This window comes from Arthrobacter sp. UYEF21 (assembly GCF_040546085.1).
In the GTDB taxonomy this organism is placed as follows: domain Bacteria; phylum Actinomycetota; class Actinomycetes; order Actinomycetales; family Micrococcaceae; genus Arthrobacter.
In genome coordinates, this window is the sequence record NZ_JBEPNF010000034.1 from 1 (window position 1) to 7565 (window position 7565).

Consider the following 7565-nt stretch of genomic DNA (forward strand, 5'->3'; position numbering starts at 1 on the left):
CACGTCGCCGCCTTTGGTAACTACCGCGACGCCAACGACGGCGGTCTAATCGACACCAGCATTGCCGGGATGCTGCGCTTTCCCGGTGGTGCAACCGCGCTTTTTGATACCGGAGTGAACCTAGAGCGCCGCAACTTCTTGGAACTCACGGGCACCGAAGGCCGGGTCTACCTCGACAATCCTTTTGGGCTCTTGGAGGAGGATTCGGTTCTGGAGGAGCATCACTTCGGGCAGGACACCATCTATCACAAGGTCAAGGGCGAAAACCACTTCGTCCGGATGGGCGAACACTTCGCCGACAGCGTCCTCAACGGTAGGCCGCTCCGCTACAATCTCACGGACGCGGCAAACAACGCGCGGGTGTTGGAATTTCTCAACAGGGCAGCGCGGAAACCAGAAGGCGTGTGAACCGAGACCTCATTCTTGTGCCCAGGAGGCTCAGCCGAACAGGACCGCTGCTTCGTCGTAACGGTCCTGTGGGACTGTCTTTAGCTTGCCCAGGGCTTCCTGGAAGTTCACGTGCCGGATATCCGTTCCCTTCAGCGCCACCATGGTGCCCCAGAAGCCCTCAACCACGGAATCAATGGCGGCCATGCCCAGGCGCGTGGCCAGGACGCGGTCGAAGGCGGACGGCACGCCGCCGCGCTGGATATGGCCCAGGATCGTGGCCCTGGTTTCAATGCCGGTGCGGGCCTCAAGTTCGGGGGCGAGCTGATCCGCGATGCCACCCAGACGGGGGCGCCCGAAGGTATCCAGTCCGCGCTCGGAGTGGGGGGATTCCATGTGGTCCGGAACGAAGCCCTCGGCCACCACTACCAGCGGTGCGCGGCCACGGGCGTGGGCTTCCTTCACCCACTGCGCGGTCTGCTCGATGCTGACTCCCTGCTCCGGGATCAGGATGGCGTGGGCGCCGGCGGCCATGCCGGCGTGCAGGGCAATCCAGCCCACATGCCGGCCCATGACCTCGGCGATCATGCAGCGGTGGTGGGATTCCGCAGTGGTGCGCAGCCGGTCGATGGCTTCGGTGGCGATCTGCACTGCGGTGTCGAAGCCGAAGGTGTAATCGGTGGCGTCGAGATCGTTGTCCACGGTCTTGGGAACACCAACGATCTTCAGCCCGGCGTCGGTCAACCGCTTCGCCGCGGCCAGGGTCCCTTCGCCGCCGATCGCGATGATGGCATCAATGCCGAGGCGGTCCATGTGGGCTTTGATGACTTCAGGTCCGCCGCCGTTTTCGAACGGGTTGGTGCGGGAGGTGCCCAGGATGGTGCCGCCCTGCTTGGCGATGCCGCGAACCATGGTGCGGGGAATGTCGATGATGTCGCCTTCAACCACACCGCGCCAGCCGTCCAGGAAGCCCACGAATTCATGGCCGTGCACGGTAATGCCCTTAAGGACGGCGCCGCGGATGACCGCGTTCAGGCCGGGGCAGTCGCCGCCGCTGGTGAGGATTCCAATTTTCATGTTTCGGCTCAAATTCTGGGAGAGGGTTTGCAGGCAGATCGCCACACTGTGGCGCCTGGAAGTGTTGTTGAAGCTAGGTAGTAGGGCACAAACCGGTTGCAAATCCGGGGTGCGCTACACCGTACGAGGCGGAGCTGCACGTGCCGCTTCATGGGGAGCCTCCTGTCGGGGACGGCCGTCCGATGACCTGCTGATCATGCTTGGCGGCCAGGACGGCGAGATCGTGGATGAGCTGTTGCATCTCCCGGTCACGGCCCCTGACGGGCCGGACCTCGGAGAGGAGAACAGGTTTCCTCAAAGGAGTGGGCACGGGAGTCCGGTCAGCCGATGGCGGCTTCAGAGGCGGTTCCTTACCCGCGGAGGAATCAATAAAGAGCATTGAGTCTCCGTCAGCTAGGCCGATTTCAACGCGGCAAGCACTGACATGGCCTCCTGAACCACATCCCTCGCGGGGAACGAGGGCCAGTTGACGCCTGCCATTTCCGCCATGACCCGGACCACCTGGCAGCTGTAGCCGAACTCGTTGTCGTACCAGACGTAGAGGATGACGTTCTTGTCATTGGAGATGGTGGCAAGGCCGTCCACGATTCCGGCGCGGCGCGAGCCGACGAAGTCGGTGGAAACAACCTCGGGCGAGTCGATGTAGTCGATCTGCTTGCGCAGTTCCGAATGCAGCGACATGTCGCGGAGGAAGCTGTTGATTTCATCCTTGGTGGTGCCGTTTTCCAGGCTCAGGTTCAGGATGGCCAGCGAAACGTCCGGGGTGGGGACGCGGATGGAGCTGCCGGAAAGCTTGCCCTGAAGTTCGGGCAGCGCCTTCGCCACAGCTGTTGCCGCACCGGTTTCGGTGATGACCATGTTCAGCGCGGCGGAACGGCCGCGGCGGTCGCCCTTGTGGAAGTTGTCGATCAGGTTCTGGTCGTTGGTGAAGGAGTGGACGGTCTCCACATGGCCGTGGATCACGCCGAACCTGTCGTTGATGGCCTTCAGGACCGGAGTGATGGCGTTCGTGGTGCAGGACGCTGCGGACACGATTTGGTCCGAGTCCAGGATGGTGCCGTGGTTAATACCGTGCACGATGTTCTTCAGCGCACCCTTGCCCGGTGCAGTCAGCAGGACCCGGGCCACGCCTTTGCTCTGCAGGTGCTGCGACAGGCCTTCAGCGTCACGCCAGCGTCCCGTGTTATCCACAACCAGGGCGTTGTTAATGCCAAAGGCGGTGTAGTCGATCGTGGCCGGGTTGTCCGAGTAGATCACCTGGACCTGTACGCCGTTGGCGGTGATGGTGTTGGCTTCCTCGTCAACGCGGATGGTGCCCTCGAACGGGCCGTGGACCGAGTCGCGCCGCAGCAGGCTGGCACGCTTGGTGAGGTCCTTGTCCGAGCCGCGGCGCACCACGATGGCGCGCAGGCGCAGGCCCTGGCCGCCGCCTGCCTTTTCGATGAGCAGGCGGGCCAGCAGCCGGCCGATGCGGCCAAAACCGTAAAGCACAACGTCGGTGCTGCTGCGGTCATCAGCACCACGCTTGCCCACGACCTCGGCGAGTTCGGCCCGGAGGAACTCCTCCAGCGTTGCCCCGGCACCCTCTTCCTTGAACTTCTGGTTGAGGCGGGCGATATCGATCGCTGCCGAGCCCAGCTCCAAGCTGGAGAGGGTGTTCAGGAGCGGGGCGGTCTCCTCCAGGAGCAGCTCGCCTCCGCTGACCCGGCGTGCGAAGCGGTGCGCCTTCAGGATGTTCATGGTGGACTTATTGACCAGGCTGCGGCCGTGGATGCTGGTCACCACATTGTTTTCGCGGTACAGCCGGCCAATCACCGGAATCATGGCCTCGGCGAGGGCCTCCCGGCCCATCCACGTCACAAGGCAAGAATCTGAAGGTTGTAGCATGGGGCGTCCTTTCGCGATGGGCGGATCTGTTGGAGCTTGGCCTAGCCTCCATGGTCCAGTCATTTGCGGATAGGGGAAACGCCATTTCGGGATGGTTTTGACTACCCCAATGGGTAGTCTGAGCGGCGCGCCGTAGCGGCGCGCGGTCGCTTCCCCACCCGAACAGGCTGGGCTACAGTGCCTCTAACTGGTCATCCACCAGCCCGCCGGAGACGTTGCCGGCGAGTAAAAGCAGAAAGGCAAAACCCATGAGCGTAACTTTCCAGCCCACCGAACTCTTCGCGAGCGACCTAGACGAATCCCCGCTCGGCCCTCCGCTGGCCGAGGTAATCGGGGACGAGATAGCAACGCGAATTGCCATTCCCTTCACCAGCGACGACTCCCGCATCCTCTCTGGAGTCTGGGAAGCAGACCCAGGCCTCTCACGATGGGAATTCCTGGAGCGAGGTGAGGCGATTCATGTCCTGGAAGGCCGCATGGTGGTCACCGAGGATGGCGCTGAACCCATCACTCTGGAGGCCGGAACCGCCGCCATCTTCCCGATCGGGTGGCAGGGGACGTGGGAGATCCAGGAGCGGATCAGGAAATTCTTTGTCATTTTCGCAGCCTGACCGCGAGAGCACTATCGTGTCAGGCCCGGGTAGCGCCCGGGCCTGACACGTCAGCTACTACCCTCCGCCGATCCGGGCTCATTCAGCCGCCGGCTGCATTCCGCTGCCGGCCCGGACGCCCCGGTCAGTTCAGGTCGAAACGGTCTAGCTCCATGACCTTCAACCAAGCCGCCACGAAGTCGTTGACGAACTTCTCCCTGCCGTCGTCGCTCGCATAGACCTCAGCCAGCGCCCGGAGCTGGGAGTTGGGAGTTGGAGCCGAAGACGAGGGCCACCGGTGTGGCGGTCCACTTCAGCTCGCGGGTGGCGACGTCCCTGATTTCGTAGACGTTTCGTCCGTCTCCGACGCCTTCCACCAGGTGCCGGAGAGAGCAGGTTGACGAAGAAATCGTTGGTCAGGACCTGGGGCCTGTCGGTGAGGATGCCGTGGCCGGAACCGCCGACGTTGGTGCTGAGGGCACGCATCCCACCGACCAGCGCTGTCATCTCCGGGGCCGAAAGGTCCAGCAGATACACTTTGTCGAGCAGGAGAGTCTCCGGCTGGAGCTTCCCGCCGGGGGCGCACATAGTTGCGGAAGCCGTCCGCCCGCGGCTGCAGGTACTGGAACGACCCAACGTCGGTCTGGTCCTGGGCTGCGTCGGTGCGGCCGGGTCGGAAAGGGCACCGTTAGGGCAAAGCCGGCATTTCTGCTGCTTTCTCCACCGCCTTGCCTCCGGTCTGGGCGGAGTTGAACTGCTGCTGCACCGTCTCAATTGCCTGCGGAACAGTGGAAAGTTGACCCGGCTCGTTGGCCTTCCCGCGCTGCGGTCCAGCCGGATCCGTGCCCCGATGGCGCCGCCGCGCCTGTCGGTCTTGCGGAAGGTCGAAGCACGGACCCCGCGGTGCCGGCATGCTGGGAGACGGACAGGCCGGAGTCCAGGAGCCGGGCCTTCAGTGACGCGGTGTCCTGCTCGTCGATCAGCTCGTGGTCTACTGCCGGGAAGGGGTCCTGCCAGAGCTGGGCCTCCGGGACCCACGGCCCGAGCAGGTGGGGGCCGGCCGGGCCCATGTCGCGGTGCAAAAGCTTGTACCAGGCCTTGGCGAACGCAAGCGCGAACTCGTCCGGGTTTTCCAGGAAACGCCGCGAGATCTCCCCATAGATGGGGTCGACGCGCAGCGACAGGTCCGTGGTGAGCATCGTTGGCCGGTGCTTCTTCTCGGGCTCATGGGCGGCCGGGATGACCTTTTCGGCGTCCTTGGCCACCCAGTGGTGGGCACCCGCCGGGCTCTTGACAAGCTCCCACTCGTGCCCAAGGAGGATCTCGAAGAAGCGGTCACTCCACTCGGCGGGCCGGTCCGTCCAGGTGACTTCCAGGCCGGATGTGATGGTGTCCGGCTCCTTGCCGGTCCCGTAGGTGCTGAGCCACCCCAACCCCTGTGCCTCAAGGTTGGCGCCCTCAGGTTCTGGGCCGACGTGCGCATCGGCGTCACCGGCGCCATGGGTCTTGCCGAAGGTATGCGCCGGCGATCAGCGCGACGGTCTCCTCGTCCTTCATCGCCATGCGCTTGAACGTCTCGCGGATGAACGCCGCGGCTGCGAGCGGGTCCGGGTTGCCCATCGGCCCCTCGGGGTTGACGTAGATCAGGCCCATCTCCGTGGAGCCGACCTCCGCTGACATCTGGCCCTCGCCGATGTAGCGTTCGTCGCCGAGCCAGGTGTCCTCGGGACCCCAGAAGATCTCTTCGGGCTCCCACACGTCCTCGCGGCCGAAAGCAAAGCCGAACGTGTCAAAGCCCATCGACTCGAGGGTCACGTGGCCGGCGAGGACTATCAGGTCAGCCCAGGAGAGCTTCTGGCCGTACTTCTGCTTCACCGGCCCCAGCAGCCGCCGCGCCTTATCGTTGTCCGGCCAGCTGTTCAGCGGTGCGACCCGCCGGCTGCCGTCCCCGGCACAGGCGCGGCCGTCGTGGACGCGGTAGGTGCCGGCAGCGTGCCAGCTCAGACGGATCATCAGGCCGCCGTAGTGGCCGAAGTCCGCGGACCACCAGTCCTGGGAGGTCGTTAGGACCTGAACGATGTCCTGCTTGAGCGCCTCGACGTCGAGTTTCTGGAACTCCTCGCTAAAGCTGAACGTGGGGCCGAGCGGGTTGCCCGCCGGGTTGTGGGTGTGGAGCACGGTGAGGTCAAACTGGTTCGGCCACCAGTCCGCGACAGTCCGCGGACGGTGGACTTTGGGCTGCGGTGAGTCGATGGCCGGGTTCTCACTCTCGCTGCCGTGCGAGGTGACGCTGACCATGAGCAGGTGCGCGAAGAAGAGCCCCTCCACAGCACAGCTATTAGGCTTTGGTAACGACGAGTTCTGCGCGCAGCACGATGTCCAGCATCGGTTCGATGTAGCGCGCGGCCAACGGGCCAACCCCGGCCATGACCAGCACATAGGCAGTCGCCATGGCCGCCAGTTCCTGGGTGACGGCACCGGATGCCACGGCCAGGCCCGCGATGACGATCGAGCATTCCCCGCGGGCTATTAGCGCCGCTCCGGCACGGAGACGGCCGTGGCGGGCAATGCCCTCACGCTTGGCGGCCCAGATACCGATGGCCATTTTGCTGGCGGCGGTGACAAGAGCGCGGACGAGCGCCCAGCCAAGCACTGGCGGAATGGAGGCAAAATCAGTGTTAAGCCCGAACGCCACAAAAAAGATCGCGGCAAAAGGTCCCGCAGCCGTGCCGGAATACGCGTGGCATTGTGCGATGTGGCGCCGGAGATCGCGATGCCGAGCAAGAAGGCCCCCACTGCCGCTGACACCAGCATGGCGGACGCCACGCCGGCTACGAGCAGGGCCGCGCCCAGGATGTTCACGAGGAACACCTCTGAGTTCTCGCTGTGGACAATCTTGGAGACCCGGTGTCCGTGGCGCAGCGCAAGCGTGAGGACCACGGTCACCACAGCCAACGCAATGCCCACGGTGGTGAGCCCGCCGAGGAAACTGGCGCCGGCAAGAATACTGGTGAGGACGGGAAGGTACACCGCCATGGTCAGGTCTTCAAACACAAGGATGGAGATCACCACACGGGTTTCCCGGTTGCCCAGCCAGCCCAAATCAGTGATCACCTTAGCCGCGATTCCCGACGACGAGATGTAGGTGACGCCGCCCATCACCACGGCACCCACGAATCCCCAGTTCAGGAACAGGGCAAGTGCTGCCCCCCGCTACGAAGTTCAGGACGAGATCAAGGAGGCCGGCCTGCCACGATCTTCGCAGTCCGGTGAAAAGTTCGGACGCCGAATATTCCAGCCCGAGCATAAGCAACAGCAGAATAACGCCGATCTCCCCGAAGAGGTGCGCGGAATGCTTCATGCCTTCAAGGTCAACAATCCCGCCCGTGCCAAAGGCGAGGCCGCCCAGGAGATAGAAAGGGATGGGTGACATTCCGATCCGTCCTGCCAGTCTGGCCAACAGGCCGAGGGAAAACACCACTGCTCCCAGTTCAATGAGGCTCAAAGCTAGCGGATTCATGGCCACTTACTAAGCCTTGATCCACCGATCCGGGGTTGGTCTTGATGGATTTCGGTGTCGGCCGCGGATTCTGGTTTCGGGCGTGGCAGATCACCGGCCTCGCT

Annotated in this window: 5 protein-coding genes and 2 pseudogenes; 2 read left to right on the forward strand and 5 right to left on the reverse strand. The window is 63.9% G+C overall.

Annotated features, from left to right (window positions below; genetic code table 11):
• Positions 1-408 (forward strand): annotated as a pseudogene (locus tag ABIB27_RS18955) (Gfo/Idh/MocA family protein); the annotation flags it as partial.
• Between the two features lie 30 nt (positions 409-438).
• Here ABIB27_RS18955 and ABIB27_RS18960 read toward each other — a convergent pair.
• Positions 439-1464: an ATP-dependent 6-phosphofructokinase gene (locus ABIB27_RS18960; RefSeq protein WP_354217995.1), complete on the reverse strand. Its 1026-nt coding sequence runs from the start codon at positions 1462-1464 to the stop codon at positions 439-441.
• Positions 1465-1857: 393 nt separating this feature from the next.
• Positions 1858-3351 carry a glyceraldehyde-3-phosphate dehydrogenase gene (locus tag ABIB27_RS18965; RefSeq protein WP_354254657.1) on the reverse strand — a complete coding sequence of 498 codons (1494 nt, stop codon included), beginning with the start codon at positions 3349-3351 and terminating at the stop codon, positions 1858-1860.
• Between the two features lie 248 nt (positions 3352-3599).
• On the opposite strand from ABIB27_RS18965, the gene ABIB27_RS18970 reads away from it, so the two are divergent.
• Positions 3600-3962, forward strand: a complete 363-nt coding sequence (locus ABIB27_RS18970) for a cupin domain-containing protein (protein WP_354217993.1) — start codon at positions 3600-3602, stop codon at positions 3960-3962.
• A gap of 749 nt (positions 3963-4711) precedes the next feature.
• On the opposite strand, the gene ABIB27_RS18975 is transcribed toward ABIB27_RS18970, so the two are convergent.
• The 3 genes and pseudogenes from ABIB27_RS18975 to ABIB27_RS18985 form a co-directional block, all read right to left on the reverse strand.
• Positions 4712-5374: a hypothetical protein gene (locus ABIB27_RS18975; RefSeq protein WP_354217992.1), complete on the reverse strand. Its 663-nt coding sequence runs from the start codon at positions 5372-5374 to the stop codon at positions 4712-4714.
• A 55-nt stretch (positions 5375-5429) separates the two neighbouring features.
• Positions 5430-6269 (reverse strand): peroxidase family protein, encoded by an 840-nt coding sequence (locus ABIB27_RS18980; RefSeq protein ID WP_354217991.1) that lies wholly within the window; start codon positions 6267-6269, stop codon positions 5430-5432.
• 10 nt (positions 6270-6279) lie between these two features.
• A pseudogene (locus ABIB27_RS18985) lies at positions 6280-7461 on the reverse strand (cation:proton antiporter).
• Positions 7462-7565: the final 104 nt, after the last annotated feature.